This window comes from Micromonospora globispora (genome assembly GCF_003857015.1).
Lineage (GTDB): Bacteria > Actinomycetota > Actinomycetes > Mycobacteriales > Micromonosporaceae > Micromonospora > Micromonospora globispora.
Genome location: NZ_QGGF01000362.1, coordinates 1 through 16,240, shown reverse-complemented (window position 1 = coordinate 16,240; position 16,240 = coordinate 1). Strand labels below are relative to the sequence as shown.

Annotated in this window: 17 protein-coding genes; 8 read left to right on the top strand and 9 right to left on the bottom strand. The window is 72.1% G+C overall.

The genetic code is table 11. The features are described 5' to 3' along the window. Positions 1–1,243: MFS transporter (locus tag DKL51_RS18050; protein WP_124812283.1), on the bottom strand; the 1,243-nt coding region annotated here is incomplete at its 3' end. Between the two features lie 79 nt (positions 1,244–1,322). Here DKL51_RS18050 and DKL51_RS18045 point away from each other — a divergent pair. The 3 genes from DKL51_RS18045 (at position 1,323) to DKL51_RS18035 (ending at position 4,567) form a co-directional block, all read left to right on the top strand. Next, positions 1,323–1,730: a winged helix-turn-helix transcriptional regulator gene (locus DKL51_RS18045; RefSeq protein WP_109944228.1), complete on the top strand. Its 408-nt coding sequence runs from the start codon at positions 1,323–1,325 to the stop codon at positions 1,728–1,730. A gap of 74 nt (positions 1,731–1,804) precedes the next feature. After that, positions 1,805–2,350, top strand: coding sequence for a TetR/AcrR family transcriptional regulator (locus DKL51_RS18040; protein WP_109944252.1), 546 nt, complete (start codon positions 1,805–1,807; stop codon positions 2,348–2,350). Positions 2,351–2,386: 36 nt separating this feature from the next. Further along, on the top strand, positions 2,387–4,567 hold the full coding sequence (locus DKL51_RS18035) for an MMPL family transporter (RefSeq protein WP_109944229.1): 2,181 nt from the start codon (positions 2,387–2,389) through the stop codon (positions 4,565–4,567). Between the two features lie 67 nt (positions 4,568–4,634). Here the strand turns inward: DKL51_RS18035 and DKL51_RS18030 are convergent, their stop codons facing one another. Next, positions 4,635–5,891, bottom strand: coding sequence for an erythromycin esterase family protein (locus DKL51_RS18030; RefSeq protein ID WP_109944230.1), 1,257 nt, complete (start codon positions 5,889–5,891; stop codon positions 4,635–4,637). Positions 5,892–5,984: 93 nt separating this feature from the next. Here DKL51_RS18030 and DKL51_RS18025 point away from each other — a divergent pair, with 93 nt between their 5' ends. Then, a complete protein-coding gene (locus DKL51_RS18025; protein WP_109944231.1) occupies positions 5,985–6,176 on the top strand; it encodes a DUF2795 domain-containing protein in 192 nt (63 codons plus the stop codon). 3 nt (positions 6,177–6,179) lie between these two features. On the opposite strand, the gene DKL51_RS18020 is transcribed toward DKL51_RS18025, so the two are convergent. Continuing rightward, positions 6,180–7,085 carry a Gfo/Idh/MocA family protein gene (locus DKL51_RS18020; protein ID WP_185734839.1) on the bottom strand — a complete coding sequence of 302 codons (906 nt, stop codon included), beginning with the start codon at positions 7,083–7,085 and terminating at the stop codon, positions 6,180–6,182. A 167-nt stretch (positions 7,086–7,252) separates the two neighbouring features. Between DKL51_RS18020 and DKL51_RS18015 the strand changes: the two genes are divergently transcribed. After that, entirely contained in the window at positions 7,253–7,648 is a 396-nt protein-coding gene (locus tag DKL51_RS18015; RefSeq protein WP_423790576.1) for a hypothetical protein, read from the top strand. Continuing rightward, the gene (locus DKL51_RS18010) at positions 7,641–8,057 is read left to right on the top strand and encodes a hypothetical protein (protein ID WP_109944233.1); all 417 of its coding nucleotides are present in this window, start codon (positions 7,641–7,643) and stop codon (positions 8,055–8,057) included. The genes DKL51_RS18015 and DKL51_RS18010 overlap by 8 nt, the downstream gene beginning before the upstream one ends. A 44-nt stretch (positions 8,058–8,101) precedes the next feature. Here the strand turns inward: DKL51_RS18010 and fabG are convergent, their stop codons facing one another. Further along, entirely contained in the window at positions 8,102–8,860 is a 759-nt protein-coding gene (gene fabG, locus DKL51_RS18005) for a 3-oxoacyl-ACP reductase FabG (RefSeq protein WP_109944234.1), read from the bottom strand. A gap of 69 nt (positions 8,861–8,929) precedes the next feature. After that, positions 8,930–10,582, bottom strand: coding sequence for an alpha-amylase family protein (locus DKL51_RS18000; RefSeq protein ID WP_109944235.1), 1,653 nt, complete (start codon positions 10,580–10,582; stop codon positions 8,930–8,932). Between the two features lie 89 nt (positions 10,583–10,671). Here DKL51_RS18000 and DKL51_RS17995 point away from each other — a divergent pair, with 89 nt between their 5' ends. Then, positions 10,672–11,271, top strand: a complete 600-nt coding sequence (locus DKL51_RS17995; RefSeq protein WP_109944236.1) for a DUF1349 domain-containing protein — start codon at positions 10,672–10,674, stop codon at positions 11,269–11,271. A 92-nt stretch (positions 11,272–11,363) separates the two neighbouring features. Then, a complete protein-coding gene (locus DKL51_RS17990) occupies positions 11,364–12,035 on the top strand; it encodes a DedA family protein (protein WP_109944237.1) in 672 nt (223 codons plus the stop codon). 16 nt (positions 12,036–12,051) lie between these two features. On the opposite strand, the gene DKL51_RS17985 is transcribed toward DKL51_RS17990, so the two are convergent. The 4 genes from DKL51_RS17985 to DKL51_RS35785 all read right to left on the bottom strand — a co-directional run bounded on the left by DKL51_RS17985 (position 12,052) and on the right by DKL51_RS35785 (position 16,237). After that, on the bottom strand, positions 12,052–13,611 hold the full coding sequence (locus DKL51_RS17985; RefSeq protein ID WP_109944238.1) for a cellulose binding domain-containing protein: 1,560 nt from the start codon (positions 13,609–13,611) through the stop codon (positions 12,052–12,054). Between the two features lie 210 nt (positions 13,612–13,821). Further along, the gene (locus tag DKL51_RS17980) at positions 13,822–15,243 is read right to left on the bottom strand and encodes a carbohydrate-binding protein (protein WP_109944239.1); all 1,422 of its coding nucleotides are present in this window, start codon (positions 15,241–15,243) and stop codon (positions 13,822–13,824) included. A 76-nt stretch (positions 15,244–15,319) separates the two neighbouring features. After that, positions 15,320–16,063, bottom strand: coding sequence for a YidC/Oxa1 family membrane protein insertase (locus DKL51_RS17975; RefSeq protein ID WP_109944240.1), 744 nt, complete (start codon positions 16,061–16,063; stop codon positions 15,320–15,322). 96 nt (positions 16,064–16,159) lie between these two features. Then, the gene (locus tag DKL51_RS35785) at positions 16,160–16,237 is read right to left on the bottom strand and encodes a DUF6412 domain-containing protein (RefSeq protein WP_260428573.1); all 78 of its coding nucleotides are present in this window, start codon (positions 16,235–16,237) and stop codon (positions 16,160–16,162) included. Between the last annotated feature and the right edge of the window lie 3 nt (positions 16,238–16,240).

The window sequence follows — 16,240 nt, the reverse complement described above, 5'->3', positions numbered from 1 at the left end:
GGGTGGCGAGCGCGGCCAGCCCGAGCGCCCCGCCGACCTGCTGGGTGGTGTTGGCCAGGCCGGAGGCGAGCCCCGCGTCGGCGGGCTGCGCGCCGGCCATGGCGAGGGTGGTGACCGTCGGCAGGGTCAGCCCACCGGCGACGCCGAAGACCAGCATCGCAAGCAGCACATCGGCGAGGTAACCGGCGTCCACCGGCATCCGGGCCAGCAGCAGGAAGCCCGCGATCGCGAGCAGCAACCCGCCGAGCAGCACCGTCCGGGCGCCGAACCGGGCGACCAGCCGGCCGGCGAGCCCGAGCGACACCGCCGCGATCACCAGCGGGGTGGGCAGGAACGCGAAGCCGGTGGTCGCCGGGTCCATGCCGAGGACGAGTTGCAGGTGCAGCGCGAGCAGGAACTGGAAGCCGAAGTAGGCGGCGATCATCAGGAACTGCGCAGCGTTGGCGGCGACCAGGCCGGGCGTCCGGAGCACTCGGGGCGGCAGCAGCGGGGTGGCGGCGGTGCGCTGCCGCGCCGCGAAGCCGGCGAGCAGCAGCGCCGCGAGCCCGGCCGCGCCGAGGGTCCGGGCGGAGGTCCAGCCGTGCTGCCCCGCGCCGACGATGGCCACCACGGTGGCCATCAGGCCGGCGGTGACCAGCACCGCGCCGAGCACGTCCAGACCGGCCCGCAGGCCGAGGCCGGGGTCGGGCGCGATCCGGCGTACGGCGGCGGCCAGGATCACCGCTCCGATCGGCAGGTTGATCAGGAAGATCGCCCGCCAGCCGGCGAGGTCGGTGAGGACTCCCCCGGCCAGCAGGCCGATCGAGGCACCGGCCGCCCCGGTGAAGCTGAACACGGCGATCGCCCGGGCCCGTTCGGCCGGCTCGGGAAAGAGCCGGACGATCATGCCCAGGCTGACCGCGGTGGTGAGCGCCCCGCCGACGCCTTGGGCGAAGCGGGCGACGACCAGGGTGGCCGACCCGGCGGCGACCGCGCAGAGCAGCGAGGCCAGGGTGAACAGGGTGATCCCGACGAGGAAGACCTGCCGCCGGCCGAGCAGGTCGCCGAGCCGTCCGGCCAGCAGCAGCAGTCCGCCGAAGGCGACCAGGTAGGCGTTCACCACCCAGGCCAGGCCGGCGGCGGTGAAGCCGAGGTCGCGCTGGATCGCCGGCAGCGCCACCGCGACGATGCTCCCGTCCAAAATGATCATCAAACTGCCGGCGCAGAGCACCAGCAGCGCCGGCCGGCGGTTGGTCCCCGTCATCGAAGTGCCTCCTTGGTGCACGGTTTGTTACCGAGGCCATCGTCTGTGACCATGAGGCCGAGCGGAAGGAGGCACTTTCATGTCCCAGGGGAACAGCTGTGTGTCCGTGGTGGGCCAGCAGGCCCGGGCGTGCACCGTCCGCGAGGCCCTCGACCGGGTCGGTGGAAAGTGGAGCGTCGGCATCCTGGTGGCCGCCTCCCAGGGCCCGGTCCGCTTCACCGAGCTGGAACGGCAGGTCGAGGGGATCAGCCGGCGGATGCTCACCCTCACCCTGCGCAACCTGGAACGCGACGGGCTGCTGCACCGCCGGGTCTACCCGACCGTGCCGCCCAAGGTCGAGTACACCGCCACGCCGATGGCGCTGGAGCTCTACGAGTCGTTGGTGACGCTGACCGCGTGGGCGGAACGGCACCGGGCCGCGATCACCGAGGCCCGGGCCGCGTACGACCGGGAGCACGCCGACTGGACCGGCAGCCGAGCCGACTGAGCCGGACTGTGACGATGGCCACGTCCTGACCGATCGGTCAGACCCTGACCGATCGGTCAGGCATGCTGGTGGTCATGGCACGACCGGCACCGGAGACCCACGGCGAGATCCTCGCCGCGGCTGCGCGGCGATTCGGCGTCACCGGCTACAAGGGCACCTCCCTCCAGGACATCGCCCGCGAAGTGGGCTGCTCCAAGGCGACGGTGCTCTACCACTTCGCCAACAAGGAGGCCCTGCTCGGCGAGCTGATGGCCCCGGCGATCGCGGTGCTGGAGGCGCTCGACGAGCGGATCGCCGGACACACCGGCGCGGACCTCCAGCGCGTCGCCGCCGATGGCTTCGTCGACCTCGCGGTGCGCTTCCGCCGGGAGATCGCGCTGCTCGGCGGCGAATTCCCCGATCTGCTCCAGCAACCGGCCTTCGCGCACATCCAGCAGATCTCCGAGCGGCTGATCGACGCTTTCGCCGGGCACTCCGACCGCCCGGCCGCCCGGATCGCCGCGTTCGTCGTGCTCGCCGGGATCGCCGAGGCGTGCGCGGAATTCGTCGACTTCCCGGACGAGGAGCTGCGCCCCGCGTTGCTGGCCGTCGCCCACCGGGCACTGGAACCCACCACCTGATCCCGTACCGAACACGACCGAGGACAAGGAAGCTTCATGGCCACCCTGCTGTACCGGCTCGGCCGGGCCTCGTTGCGCCGGCGGCGCCTCGTCGCTCTCGTCTGGCTCGTCGTCCTCGTCGGCCTCGGCGTCGCCGCGGCGACGCTGAAGGGCCCGACGGCGAGCAACTTCACCATGCCCGGCACCGAGTCGCAGCGCGCGATCGACCTGCTGGCCGACCGGTTCCCGCAGGCCAGCGGCGCCACCGGCACCATCGCGGTCAAGGCACCGCAGCCGGGCCAGCTCCTCACCCCCGAGGGGCAGGCCGTGGTCACGCAGGTCACCCACGAGGCGGCCACCCTGCCCGGAGTGGTCGGCGCGGTGGACCCGTACCAGGTCAAGGCCCTCACCCCGGACGGCCGGTACGCGCTGATCCAGGTGCAGTTCAAGGGTCGGGCGGACGAGGTGACCGACGACCAGCGCATCGCGTACGAGCAGGTCGGCGCGCAGGCCGAGGCGCAGGGGTGGCAGATCGCCCCCGGTGGCGAGGTGCTGAACGCGGAGCCGGAGGTCGGCTCCACCGAGGCGCTCGGCGTGGTGGTCGCCGCGATCGTCCTGATCATCACCTTCGGCTCGCTGGTGGCGGCCGGGATGACCATGCTCAACGCGCTGATCGGCGTGGGCGTCGGCATGGCCGGCCTGTTCGCGCTCAGCGGCGCCGTGGAGCTGACCAGCACCGCGCCCATCCTGGCCCTGATGCTCGGCCTCGCGGTCGGCATCGACTACTCGCTCTTCATCACCTCCCGGCACCGGCAGAACCTGCTCGACGGGCTCTCGCCCGAGGAGGCGGTGGGCCGCGCGGTCGGCACCGCCGGCTCCGCCGTGGTCTTCGCGGGCGGCACCGTGGTCATCGCGCTCGCCGGCCTGGCGGTGGTGGACATCCCGTTCCTCACCGTGATGGGTCTGGCCGCCGCCGGCACGGTGACCGTCGCCGTGCTGGTCGCGATCACCCTCGCGCCGGCCCTGCTCGGCTTCGCCGGCCGCAAGGTGCTCCCCCGCAAGCTGCGCGGCCGGCACGCCATCGAATCGGACGCGACCGGCTCGGAGGACCGCTCCGGGTTCGGCTTCCGCTGGGCGCACTGGGTCACCCGGCTCCGGCTGCCGGTCATCCTGATCGGCCTGCTCGGCCTCGGGCTGCTCGCGCTGCCCGCCCAGGACATGCGGCTGGCGCTGCCGGACGCCGCCACCGCGGCGGAGGGCACCCCGGCCCGGGTCAGCAACGACCTGATCCGGGAGGGTTTCGGCCGGGGCTTCACCGGCCGGCTCGCGGTGGTCGTCACCGCCGACTCGCCGCAGGCCACCCAGGCCGCCGTGCCGCAGGTCGCCGCGCTGATCCAGCGGACCGACGGGGTGCTCGCGGTGGCCCCGCCGCAGACCGACCCGTCCGGGCGGACCGCGCTGCTCGGCGTCATCCCGAAGACCGGCCCGACCGACGCGGCCACCGAGACGCTGGTGCACGACATCCGCCGCCAGGTCGCCGAGATCAAGACCGCGGACGTGCTCCTGACCGGCGTGACCGCGATCGGCATCGACGTGTCCGAGAAGCTCTCCGACGCGCTCCCGGTCTACCTGCTGCTGGTGGTCGGGCTGTCGATCCTGCTGCTGATGCTGGTGTTCCGTTCCATCCTGGTGCCGGTCAAGGCGGCGCTGGGCTTCCTGCTCACCGTGGCGGCCACCTTCGGCATCACGGTCGCGGTGTTCCAGCAGGGGCACTTCTCGGACCTGGTCGGGCTGGACACGCCGGGCCCGCTGATCAGCTTCCTGCCGATCCTGCTCATCGGCATCCTGTTCGGGCTGGCCATGGACTACGAGGTGTTCCTGGTCTCCCGGATGCGGGAGGACTTCGTGCACGGGGACACCGCCCGGCAGGCCACCATCAACGGGATGGGGCACGGTGCCCGGGTGGTCACCGCGGCGGCGCTGATCATGATCTCGGTCTTCAGCGGCTTCATCTTCCTCGACGACCCGGTCATCAAGTCGATGGGCTTCGCGCTCGCCATCGGCGTCGCCATCGACGCCTTCGTGGTTCGGATGACCATCGTCCCGGCGGTGATGTCGCTGCTCAACACCGCCGCCTGGTGGATCCCGCGGTGGCTCGACCGGATCCTGCCGAACGTCGACGTGGAGGGCGAGGGCCTGCGCGCCCACCTCGCCGAGAAGGAACCCGCCGCCGTCTGACGCACGCGGCGACGGCGATCCCACCGGTGGGTGGGGCCGCCGTCGGCCTTCCCGGGCCGGCCGCCGGTCAGACGCCGGCCGGGTAGGTCTCCATCTCGCCGGGAGTGGTGAGGGCGGGCAGCGGATGCAGGGCGGTGGCCTCGTCGCACCAGATGAAGGCGTCGTACCGCTCCCCGAGGCGGGTCGGCACGTAGTTGCCCCAGGACTCGAAGCTCGGGTCGTACACCACCCCGATCGCCCGGTGGTCGACCGTCTCGGTCACCCAGCCCGGCTGCTCCGGGCCGCCGAAGACCAGCACGGCCCGCTCCGGCATCAGCTCGTGCAGCCGCCGCTCCACCGAGCCCGGCCGGGCCGGCGGCACCACCATCGCCTCGGCCGGCGAGCCCCAGCGCGGCGCGGCGATCGCCGTGCCGCGGTAGCTGCCGAAGCCGACCAGCGCCACTGCGTCCCGGCCGTGCCGCTCCCGGCCCAACTGGCCAATGTTGATCATCCCGTCGGCGGCCATGTCGGTCGCCTGGGCGTCGCCGACGTGCGTGTTGTGCGCCCAGACGATGCCGCGCGCGTCCCGGCCGTACCGGTCCAGCAGCCGGTCCAGCGTGTCGGCCATGTGGGTGTCCCGCACGTTCCACGACTCCGGGCCGCCGCGCACCATCGCCCGGTAGTACCGCTCCGCGCCGGCCACCACCTCCGCGTTCTGCCAGGCCGAGAAGCGGTCCGGGCCGTCCGCGGTGGCCTGTTCCCGGGTACGCGCCAGCAGCCGAACGACCTCCTCCTCGCAGCGCGCCGAGACGAACCGGCTCGCCATGCCGTACTCCTCGACCTGCTTGCCGTACGGCTCGAAGCAGCGGTACGCCTCCTGGGCCGCCTCCAGCGAGCCCGGGTCCTCCTCCCCCAGGTAGTCGAAGATGGCCTGCATCGACTCCCAGAGGCTGTAGACGTCCAGCCCGTGGAAGCCGGCCCGCTGCTCCTCGGGGCGCTCCAGATTCCACGCCCGCAGCCAGCGGCAGAAGCGCGCCACCTCGGCGTTGGCCCACATCCAGGTGGGCCAGCGTTCGAAGCGTTCGAGCGCGATCTGCGGGTCGGCGAGGCCGCCCGGAGCGGCGACCACGGAGCGGTGCACCCGGTCGCAGTCCGGCCAGTCCCCCTCCACCGCGACGAAGGAGAAACCCAGCTCGGCGATGAGCCGCCGGGTGAGCTGTTCGCGCAGCCGGTAGTAGTCGTAGCTGCCGTGCGTCGCCTCGCCGATCATGACGATCCGGGCGTCCCGGACACGGTCCAGCAACGGGTCGAAATCGCTCGGATCACCGAGCCGCTGTACCAGCATGCCGGGCGGCTACCCGGGACCCGTGCGGGCAAACCGCCCGGCCGGGACCGTCCGAGTCGGCATGCCGCCCGGCGGAGCGGGTAGCCGCGCGACATGACGGTCACCGGGGTGCAGTTGCAGGAGTACCTGGCCGGGCTCGACTACCCGGTCTCGAAGGAGGACCTGGTCCGCTGGGGCCAGGAGAACGGGGCCAGCACCGAGCTGCTGCAGATGTTGAAGGCGCTGCCGGTGGAGCAGTTCGACTCGCCGGCCGAGCTGAGCCAGGCGCTGAACACCCTCGCCTGACGATCAGGCCCAGACGTCGACGGTGCGGCCCTCGGCGCGCGCCCGCTCGGCGGCGTCCAGGACCGCGACCACCTGGCGCCCGAAGCGGACGTCGCACTGGTGGTCCCGGGTACCCGCCTCGATCTCCTCCAGCAACTGGTCGATCGCGGTGCCGTACGCGGTCAGCGCGTTGCCGTCGCCAGGCGGCACGGTGTCGATCCCGTTTTCGCCGAAGAACACCACGTCGCGGGTGATCGCCTCCGACGGGGCTTCGAGGGTGAGCGAGATGCTGCTGGTGGCGCCGCCGTCGTGGGTGAGCAGCAGGTGCACGAGGCCGCTCGGGCCGTCCATCGCGGCGACCCGGGTCACCCGGCCGAGCACCGGCAGGACGAGCGACAGCGCGTGCGGTCCGATGTCCCAGAGCGCGCCCCGCTCCCGCCGCCAGTGCGAGTCCCCGTACGGGTTCCCCGCCTGGTAGATGTTGGCGAACATGGTCGCCCGACCGTGCTGCCAGCCGCCGGCCGCCGCGGTGGCGGCGAGGAAGCCGGTGACGTTCGGGTGGAACCGCTGGGTGAAGAAGACCACCGAGGCGACCCCGGACCGCTCCGCCGCGGTGACCACCCGGTCCGCGTCGGCGAGGCTCAGCGCCACCGGCTTGTCCAGCAGCAGGTGCCGGCCGGCGGACGCGGCCCGGACGGCGATGTCGGCCTGGATGTCGGGCGGCAGCGCCACGGCGATCGCGTCGCAGGCCGCGATCAGGGCGTCCACCTCGTCGAAGACCGGCACACCGTGCCGCCCGGCCAGCGCGGCGGCCTTCTCCGGATCCCGACCCCAGACCCCGGCCAACTCGGCCCGGGGGTGTGCGTCGATGGCCGCGGCGTGCGTCTCCGCCGCCCAGTGGCCGGTGCCGAACAAGCCGAACCGCAGCACGAGGTACTCCCGCTGTCGTCGTCCACCACGGCGCTTCCGTGGCCGTGATCCACGCTAGTCGTCGAATCTGCCCTGTGCAGGCGACGCGACGGAGAGCCGGCCGGCGGTGAGTACTACGCGGGTTAGTAGGCTGTGCCGGTGAATCGGACAGGGACGGGATGCCGTCGATGACCAGCGCAGCCTCGGCCGGCTCGCCGGTGGACGGGATCCTTGCGACGGCATCGATCGTGCTGTCGCTCGTACTCGCGGTGTGGGCGCTGGTGGCGGCGGTACGGCACCGCGCCCCGGACCGCGTGCAGTTCGTCGGCCTGGTCGTGCTGGAGGCCGCGCTGGTCGCGCTGGCCGTGGTGGCGATGATCGCGATCGGCGGCGGCGAACGGCCCGGCGAACCGGGGGCCTTCTTCGGCTACCTGGTGACGCTGGTCTGCCTGCCGGCGCTGGCCTGGGTGCTGGCCCGGATGGAGCCGACCCGGTGGGGTTCGGCGATCGTCTGCGCGGTCTGCCTGGTCACGCCGGTCGTCGTGGTCCGGCTCCAGCAGACCTGGGAGGCCCTCGGTGGCTGAGACGCGGGCGCCGGAGCGCGCCACCAACCGGGGCCCCGGCCGGCTGCTGATCGCGATCTACATCCTCTTCGCCATCGCCGCGACCTCCCGGGCGGGCCTGCAGATCGCCACCAAGTTCGACGAGGCCCCGGTCGCGTATCTGCTGTCGGCCGTGGCGGCGCTGATCTACATCGTGGCGGCGGTAGGGCTGGCCCGCGCCGGTCACGCCGGCCGCCGGCTCGCCCTGGCCTGCTGCTCGGTCGAGCTGGTCGGGGTGATCGCGGTGGGCATCCTCAGCCTGGCCGACAAGGCGCTCTTCCCGGACGAGACGGTCTGGTCGCAGTTCGGTAGCGGGTACGGCTACATCCCACTGGTGCTGCCGATGCTCGGCCTGTTCTGGCTCTGGCGTACCCGCCACGACCCCGCCTGAGGGGTCCCGCCCGGCACGGTCACCGGGCGGGACCCTGCCCGCGGTCAGTCCTTGGGGCCGCCGGCGACGTAGATGACCTGGCCGGAGACGAAGGACGCGCCCTCGCTGGCCAGGAACGAGATGGTGTGCGCGATGTCCTCCGGCCGGCCGGTGCGGCGGACCGGGATCTCGGCGGCGGCGTGCTGCTGCAGCGCCTCGAAGTCCACCTTCATCCGGGCGGCGGTGGCGGCGGTCATGTCGGTGACGATGAAGCCCGGCGCGACCGCGTTGACCGTGATGCCGAACGGGCCCAGCTCGATGGCGAGGGTCTTGGTGAAGCCCTGGAGGCCGGCCTTGGCGGCCGAGTAGTTCGCCTGGCCTCGATTGCCCAGCGCCGAGGTGCTGGAGAGGTTGACGATCCGGCCCCACTTGCGCTCGACCATGTGCTTCTGGGCCGCCTGGCTGAACAGGAACGCGCCGCGCAGGTGCACGCCCATGACCGTGTCCCAGTCGGCGTCGGTCATCTTGAACAGCAGGTTGTCGCGGAGCACGCCCGCGTTGTTGACCAGTACGGTGGGCGCGCCCAGCTCGGCGGCGACCCGCTCGACGGCCGCCTCCACCTGCGCCCGGTCGGAGACGTCGCCGCCCACGCCGAGCGCCCGCCCGCCGGCCGCGACGATCGCGTCCACGGTCTCCTTGGTCGCCGACTCGTCGATGTCGACCACGGCGACGGCCATGCCGTCGCCGGCCAGCCGCCGGGCGGTGGCCGCGCCGATGCCGCGCGCGGCTCCGGTGACGATGGCGACGCGGGGCTCCTCCGACATGATTACCTCCCGGTAACTTGGCTCGATCGAAGGGAGCTTAACCCAGGAGTACGCGGGCCCGAACGGCCGTCAGTTGTCCTTGCCGCGGCAGAGCCGGATCCACCGGTAGCCGTAGCCGGCCAGCTTGAGGCTGTCGAGCTTGCCCACGTCGTCGTAGCGGCGGTCGGTGAGGACGTCGATCGGCAGATCGGCCTCCGGGGCGAGCATGCTCAGGTCGACCTCGACGTCCTCGGTGCCGAGGTTGTGCAGGAAGACCATCGTCCCGGTCGGGCCGTCGGCGCGGTGCGCCAGCACGCCGGGCGGCATCGGCACGTCGATGTGGGTGGTCGCGCCGGACCCGATCTCCGGGGCCTCCCGGAGCGTACGGATCATCCGCTCGAACCAGGCCAGCAGCGACCCCGGATCGCGGCGCTGGGCGGTCACGTTGACCTTCTCGTAGCCGTACTCGCCCTTGTCGACCACCGGCCGGACCAGCTTCTCCGGCGGTGCCGTGGAGAAGCCGGCGTTCTCCTTGTACGACCACTGCATCGGGGTACGGATCGCCTCCCGGCCGGGCAGCGAGAGGTCCTCGCCCATGCCGATCTCCTCGCCGTAGCGCAGCACCGGCGTGCCGCGCAGCGAGAACTGGAGGGCGTACGCCAGCTCGATGCGCCGCCGGTCGTTGCCGAGCATCGGTGCGAGCCGGCGTCGAATGCCCCGGCCGTAGAGGCGCATGTCCTCGTCCGGCCCGAACTGTTCGTACACCTGGTTGCGCTGCTCGGCGGTCAACCGGGACAGGTCGATCTCGTCGTGGTTGCGCAGGAAGGTGGCCCACTGCCCGCCCTCGGGCAGTGCCGGGGTGTCCCGCAGCGCCTCGATCACCGGCTCCGGGTCCTGCCGGGCCAGGGCCAGCATCAGCCGCCCGTTCATCATGAAGTCGAAGAGCATGTGGATCCGGTTGGCCGAGCCGCCGCTGTCCCCGAAGTAGACGGGGAGCTGGTCGGGTTCGACGTTCGCCTCGGCCAGCAGGATGGCGTCGCCGCGCCGCCACTGCATGTGCTGGCGCAGCTCGGTGAGGAAGTCCATGTCCTTCGGCGAGTCCGGGTTGCCCGGCTCGGTCTGCTCGATGATGAACGGCACCGCGTCCATCCGGAACCCGGCGACGCCGAGCTGGAGCCAGAACGACATGATCTTCTTGATCTCGGCGCGGACCTCGGGGTTCGACGCGTTCAGGTCCGGCTGGAACTTGTAGAAGCGGTGGTAGTACCAGGCCCTGGCGGTCCGGTCGTAGCTCCACGTCTCGTTCTGTTCACCGGGGAAGACCATGCCCTGGTGGCGGTCCGGCGGCTCCTCGTCGCTCCAGACGTACCAGTTCCGGTACGGCGAGTCGGGCGACGACCGCGCGGACTGGAACCAGGGGTGCTCGTCCGAGGTGTGGTTGACCACCAGGTCGATGATCACCTGGATGCCCTTGTTCTTCGCCTGGTGCAGCAGCTCGGCGAAGTCGCCGAGGGTGCCCAGCCGCGGGTCCACGTTGTAGAAGTCGGTGACGTCGTAGCCGCCGTCGCGCTGCGGCGACGGGTGGATCGGGTGCAGCCAGAGGCAGGTCACGCCGAGCCGGGCGAGGTAATCCAACCGGCCGATCAGGCCGCGGATGTCGCCCACGCCGTCGCCGTTGGAGTCCGCGTACGTGTCGATGTCGAGGCAGTAGATGACCGCCTCCTGATACCACCTGTCACCCATGCCCGATTTACTTCACCAGTCCGCCGCTGCAGCAAACCACGCCGTTTTTCAGCTGAGGCAACGGCTGGTCGGGCGGGTACGGTGCCGGCATGAGCGCCGACACCCGAGCGGTCGACTGGTCCACCGGCACCTGGCTGCACCCTCCGGTACGCGTCGAGGAGTCCGGCGGCGACCTGGTGGTCGAGCCGGGCGAGGGCAGCGACTTCTGGCGGCACACCAGCTACGGCTTCGTGCACGACGACGGGCCGGCGCTGCTCGCCCCGTTCCCGGTCGGCAGTGCCGTGGAGGTCAGCTTCCGGCTGGACTTCACCGCCCAGTTCGACCAGGCGGGTGTGCTGGTCCGGGTCGACGACCGGCACTGGACCAAGGCCGGGGTGGAGGTCAGCGACGGGCAGCCGCAGCTCGGCGCCGTGGTCACCCGGGAGGTCTCGGACTGGTCGGTGGCCCCGGTGCCGGAGTGGTCCGGACGGGAGGTGACGGTTCGGGTGAGCCGGGCCGGGGACGCGCTGACCGTACGGGCCCGGGCGGGCGGGGAGCCGTGGCGGCTGGTCCGGCTCGCTCCGCTCGACCCGGCGGCCGAGGCGCTGGCCGGGCCGTTCTGCTGCTCGCCGACCCGGGGCGGGCTGGTGGTCCGGTTCACCGGCTGGCGGCACGGGCCCGCCGACCGTGAGCTGCACCCGGAGGGCTGACCGGTGATCAGTGGGGCGGCTCACCGGCAGGTGTGACCAGCGACGGCCCGGGTACCACTGTTCGATCCCCGGAAGCTCGCGGAAGGACGCCCATGGCTCTCGCCCAGAACGTCGACCCGAACCAGTTCAGCGGGCTGACCGGGTGGGTGGCTGGCGTCATCGACTCGATGGGCGCGCTCGGTGTGGCGCTGCTGGTCGCCCTGGAGAGCATCGTCCCGCCGATTCCCAGCGAGATCGTGCTGGCGATGGCGGGCTACCTCTCCGCCGAGGGCCGGTTCAACGTCGTGCTGATCGTCCTCGCCGCCACCGCCGGCTCGCTGATCGGTGCGCTGGTGCTCTACTGGCTCGGCCGGGCGCTCGGCGAGGAACGGTTGAAGCGCTGGCTTGACCACATTCCGCTGGTGGACCGGGACGACCTGGAGCAGGCCGACCGCTGGTTCGAGCGGCACGGCAGGTGGGCGGTGCTCTTCGGCCGGGTGGTGCCGGTGGTCCGCAGCCTGGTCTCCATCCCGGCCGGGGCGAACCGGATGCCGATCGGCGAGTTCATCCTGCTCACCACGGTGGGCAGCGGGGTGTGGAACGCCCTGATCGTCGGGCTCGGTTACGCCCTCGGCTCGCAGTGGCAGCAGGTCGACAAGTACAGCCACTGGTTCAACTACGCGATCTTCCTGGTCTTCGGGATCATGACCGCCAGCTGGGTGACCAAGAAGGTCCGCAAGCGCCGCGCGCGGCGCGACCGGCAGTCGGTGACTGCCGGTCGCTGACCGCGACGACGCCCGCTCAGTACTGTGCGGTGATCGAGGTGAACTCCCAGGTGTTCTGGGCGATGCCGGAACAGTTGGAGACCACTCCCCCGCCCGGGCAGGGCCGGTCCCGGTTGACCGACCAGAAGGTGAAGCGGGACAGACCATGCGCCTTCGCCCAGTCCCGGATCTGCGTCCAGGTGGCCGGGGAGGTCAGCTCCTGCTGGTCGGAGAGGCCGTTCATCCCGGAGATGCCCATGTGCGCGTACGCCGTGCCGTCGGACCAGCCGAACGCGGTCTTCAGCGCGTTCTTCAGGCCCTCGGCCGCGGTCACCGTGCTCTGGTACATGGTGGTCCCGCCGCCGAAGTCGAACGGCATGATGGTGAAGGTGTCGATGTTGGCACCGAGCGCGGCCGCCTGGTTGATCAGCCGGGTGCCCCACCAGGCCGGCCCGGTGGTCGACGTGCCGAACGTGACGATCGTCTTCAGCCCCGGGTTGTTCTGCTTGACGATCTTCAGCGCGCCGAGGATCCGGTCCTGCACCACCTCGTTCTCGAACTCGTCGCTGTTCTCGATGTCGATGTCGATGGCCTTGAGCCCGTACGCGTCGATCACCTGCTGGTACGCCCCGGCGAGGGCGCTGGACGACGAGCAGTTCGGACCGAGCTTGTTGCCGCTCCACCCGCCGAAGGACGGGATGACGTCGCCCCCGGCGGCCCGGATCGCGGCAATGGTGCTGGCGTGGGTGCCGCCGATGAGCGGGCCGCTGCCGTCCCAGGCCGGGGTGCAGCCGCCGCCGGAGAGGACGAACGCGATGGTGAACCATTTGATGCCGGTCGCGCCCATCACGGTGGAGGGCGCGGGCGGGTCACCCCAGCCCGGGTAGAGGTAGGGCGCGGCGGCCATCGCACCACCGCCGCCGGTGCAGCCGGTGGTGCTGGCCGACACCGCCGCCGACTTCGCCGACTCACCGACCGAGTTGTAGGCGGCCACGGTGTAGCTGTGCGCGGAGCAGGCGGCCAGGCCGGAGAGGGTGGCGGAGGTGCCGGTGACGGTGGCCCGGACGGAGCTGCCCTCGTACACCCGGTAGCCGGTGACCGTGCCGGAGACGGCGTTCCAGGCGAGCGAGACCGAGGAGCCGGTGGTACCGGTGACCCGGAGGCCGCCGGGGGTGGCCGGCGCGGACGGGCCGCCTCCCCCGCCGGCGCAGGGCCCGCCGTTGACCGTGCAGTTGGTCGGGTCCCCGGTGCCGCTGACGATGAAGCCGAAGGTGGTGCTGGCGCCCGGGGCGAGGGTGCCGTTCCAGGACTGGTTGACCGCGGTGACGTGCTGCCCGGAGGTGGTCAGCAGGGCGTCCCAGAACGAGCCGGGGCTGCTCCCCGCGGGCAGGTCGAACTGGACGTTCCACGAGGAGATGCTCGACGAGCTGTCGTTGGTGACGGTGAACTTCGCCTCGTACCCGCTGCTCCAGCTGGAGGTGCGGACGAAGGCGGCGGTGGCGGCGGAGGCGGGCGGCGCGGCCACGACGGTGGCCGCGACCACGGCGGCGGCCAGCGCGGCGGCGAACGTCGCCAGCCGCGGAGAGCGGAGTTTCACGGCGTCCTCCAGGGACCGGTTGCGGTGGGGGTGCCGGCCCCGGGGGCCGGTGGCGCGTGGTGGGGTGAGGTGTCAGGGATTTATGGACGTCAACGTCAGCGCTTATTATTAAGACAGTTAACTGTTTCTGTCCAGGGGTCCCGTCGACGGACATGGAACGGGGCTCCCCCCGGTGTCCGTACCGACAGGGGGGAGCCCCGGCTCGCCGCCTCAGTGGCGGAAGGTGAACCAGTTGACGTTGACGAAGTCGGCGCCCTGGCCGCTGGTGAAGGTGAGGTAGACGGTGTGCCGGCCGGTCACCGTGGTGACGTTGCCCGGCACCGAGCGCCAGCTCTGCCAGCCGCCGGTGTTGGCGATCGCGAAGCTGCCGATCGGCGCGCTGGTCGGGCTGTCCACCCGGACCTCGACCAGACCACTCACCCCGCTGGGCGCGCCGGAGGCCACCCGGGCAAGGAAGTCACGCGGCGGCGTCGAGCCGAAGTCCACGTTGTCGTACCGGGCCCAGTCGCCGTTGCGCAGGTAACCGATGTCCTGCCCGCCCTCGCTGCACGCCTCGACCACCACGCCGTTCTGGGCGGTGAACGCCTCGGCCTGAATGGTCGAGTAGGCATCCACCGTGCCGGCCGGGGGCGTGGTCGGGCTCGGCGAGGGGCTGCTGGTACCGCCCCTGGTGTAGACCGCCACGTAGTCGGCCAGCATCGGCCTGCCCGAGACGGTCGCCCCGGTCGGCGTGCTGTAGCCCGCCACGCCGCTCGGGAACGAGCCGCCCATGGCGACGTTGAGCAGCAGGAAGTAGCCGGGGTGGTCGGTCATCTGCCCCCAGTACGGGTCACCGACCTGGCTCTGGCTGACGGTGTGGAAGAGCTGGCCGTCGACGTACCAGCGCAGCACCTGGGGGCTCACCGAGGCGTCCCACTCGAAGCGGTACGTGTGGAACGCGGACTGGCAGGTGCTGCCGGGGCAGGGCACGGTGTTGCCCAGCCCGTTGTACTCGTTGCACGGGCCACCCGGGGCGTACCCGCAGTGCAGGGTGCCCCAGACCTGGTTCAGCCCGTTGACGTTCTCCATCACGTCGAACTCGCCGATGCTCGGCCAGTTCTGGTAGTTGCCGCGGTAGGGCGAGCCGAGCGCCCAGAACGCCGGCCAGTAGCCGGCGGCCTGAGCGCCGGTGACGTTCGGCATCTGGATCCGCCCCTCCAGGGCGAGCACTCCCCCGGCCGGCGGCTTGAAGTCGGTACGGACCGTCTCGATCCGCGCCGACGTCCACCGGCCGGCGGCGTCCTTCAGCGGGGTGATCCGCAGGTTGCCGGCGCCGTCCTGGCTGAGGTTCGCGGTGTTGGAGGTGTACGTCTGGATCTCGCCGGTACCCCAGTTGGCGGGTCCGCCCGGGTAGCTGGTGCCGGTGTCGATGATCCAGTTCGCCGAGGACGGCAGGGTGCCGGCCGCGCCGGCGAAGTCGTCGCTCCACACCAGACTCCAGCCGGAGGCGGGTGGCGGGACGGCGGCGTGGGCGGTCATGGTCACGCCGGCCAGCGCGGTGGTGGCGGCGAGGACCGCCGCCGCCAGGGCGAGCCGGCGCCGGGATCCGGGCGTGGTGGACGGGGCGGCGGACGCCGCCGGGTCAGAGCTCATCGGGGTGCCTCTCTGCGGGGACGGGGGCAAGAGAGCGCTCTCTGAGGGCGATTTCTACGCCTCCGTCCGGCACTTGTCAACGGGCGTCGATGTCTGCCGGCTGCGGTCGGCGCAGTACCACCTGTTCCAGCGCCGTCCACGCGGTCGTGGTGACCAGGTAGAGCACGGCCGCCAACGGCACCACCAGGGCGACCAGCACCGTGCTGTACGGCAGCAGTGGCACCAGCCGGCCCAGGGTCGCCGCCCCCGGCCCCTCGGTGGGCGTACCCGCCATGGTGCCGGTGGCCGCCGCCGCCCGCCGGGCCCGACGGGACGCGTACCAGGCCAGCACGAGCAGCGCCGCGAGCAGGACCCCGAAGACCGCCACGACGGGGCCGGTGAGCCCGTCGCCGAGGTGCCAGCCCAGCGGCACCCCGGCCAGCCGCTCGTCGAGCAGTCCGGGACCACCGTCGCCGGTGGCGAACAGCCGGTACATGACCAGGAAGAACGGCGCCTGGAGCAGCGCCGGCAGGCAGCCGGCGACCGGGCTGGCACCGGCCCGCCGGTACAGCCCGAACAGCTCGCTCTGCAGGCGGGCCGGATCGTCGGCGTGCCGGCGCTGGAGCTCGCGGACCTCGGGGGCGAGCGCGGCACGACGCCGCTCCCCGCGGACCTGCGCCAGGGTGAGCGGTGAGATCAGCAGGCGGACTCCGATGGTGAACAGGACGATGGCGGCCCCCGTGGCGGCCCCGCCGGTCAGCGGTTCGAGCGTGCCGGCGAGCCAGGTGACGACGGTGGCGGCGGCGGACGCCGCGGCGTGCAGTGGTGCGAAGGCGAGCATGGGTGAACCCCTCGGTCCGATTCCGGAGGTCCCGACGGGACGGCGTGTCCCCGACGGGACGGATGACGACGGAACCGGCCGCGTGGCGGCGGACCGCTACGCGGCCGAGGGGTGCACGCCCGGCGCGCGGGGTCGCGGCCGGCCGGCGGCGTCCGGGTCAACCTGGCGGGGCACCAG